Origin of the sequence: uncultured Oceanisphaera sp. (assembly GCF_947495715.1) — a bacterium.
Lineage (GTDB): Bacteria > Pseudomonadota > Gammaproteobacteria > Enterobacterales > Aeromonadaceae > Oceanimonas > Oceanimonas sediminis.
Genome location: NZ_CANLZU010000054.1, coordinates 1 through 1053 on the forward strand (window position 1 = coordinate 1; position 1053 = coordinate 1053).

Sequence of the window (1053 nt, forward strand, 5' to 3'; positions counted from 1 at the left end):
GGCGTTGTTGATCAAATCAGAGCCGAGACAGCCTGTCCCTACAGGGCTTTCCGCCCTTAACTGAACGGCTGACGAACAGGCATACCAAGTCCTATGACTTTGTTCATGACCTTAACACCGGCCAGAATTTCACCGACCTGGCCGTTGTAGTTACGCAAGCTCAACTTGGGATTCACCAATTGTTTGTATCGGGACATCGCCGTTTCCGCCAGTGACCGCTGATGATAGCCAGACGTGGTTTTCCAGTCGGACAGGTGACCTGATTTCAGCGCAGCAACGGCCTCGTTCCTTGGATGTCCTTCATCCCAATAACCGGCATTCTTGCGAGGTGGAATGGTCGCTTTGCTGCCTTTCCGGAGCAGTAACTGATGGCACTCCTTGGTATCGTAAGCTCCATCGCCCGAGACCTGGTGCAACCGGCGCCGAAGCGGGTTGAGCAGCGTCGGCAATACCTCGTTATCAGCCACGTTTTCCAGGCTGACTTCAGCGGCAATTACCTCGTGGGTACGCGCATCGACTGCAAGGTGTAACTTACGCCAGACCCGGCGCTTACCCTTGCCATGCTTGCGCTGTTTCCATTCGCCGTCACCGAACACCTTCAGACCGGTGGCATCAATGACCAGATGAGTGACCGCGCCTTTACTTGGCAAGCGGTACTTCACGTCCACGGTCTTGGCTCGTTTGCAGATACTGCTGTATCCCGGTGAGGTCAGCGGCACATCCATCAGCTGAAAAACGGAGTTGATAAATCCTTCCAATGCCCGCAACGGCAAGCTGAAGAAGGCTTTGAGCATCAGCGCCGTTTCAATGGCACTATCGCTGTATTGGAAACCGCGGCCTCTGCGGCCATGGTGTTCATGGCAATGCCACTGTTCGATGGCCTGTTCATCGACCCAGAAGGTGAGTGAACCACGATTAATCAAAGCTCGATTGTATTGCCGCCAGTTACTGATGTTGTGTCGTGCCTTGCCCATTGTGCTGCTCCCGAGTCCGTTCGTCAGGAGATCGGATCACGGGAGAAGCAGATAGTTCCCTGATTTAGGAAACAACGCC

1 protein-coding gene is annotated in these 1053 nt (G+C 54.3%); it reads right to left on the reverse strand.

Features of this window, described 5'->3' with window-relative positions; genetic code table 11:
* Positions 1 to 56: 56 nt before the first annotated feature.
* The gene (locus Q0753_RS16545; protein WP_298723723.1) at positions 57 to 974 is read right to left on the reverse strand and encodes an IS5 family transposase; all 918 of its coding nucleotides are present in this window, start codon (positions 972 to 974) and stop codon (positions 57 to 59) included.
* Positions 975 to 1053 lie beyond the last annotated feature (79 nt).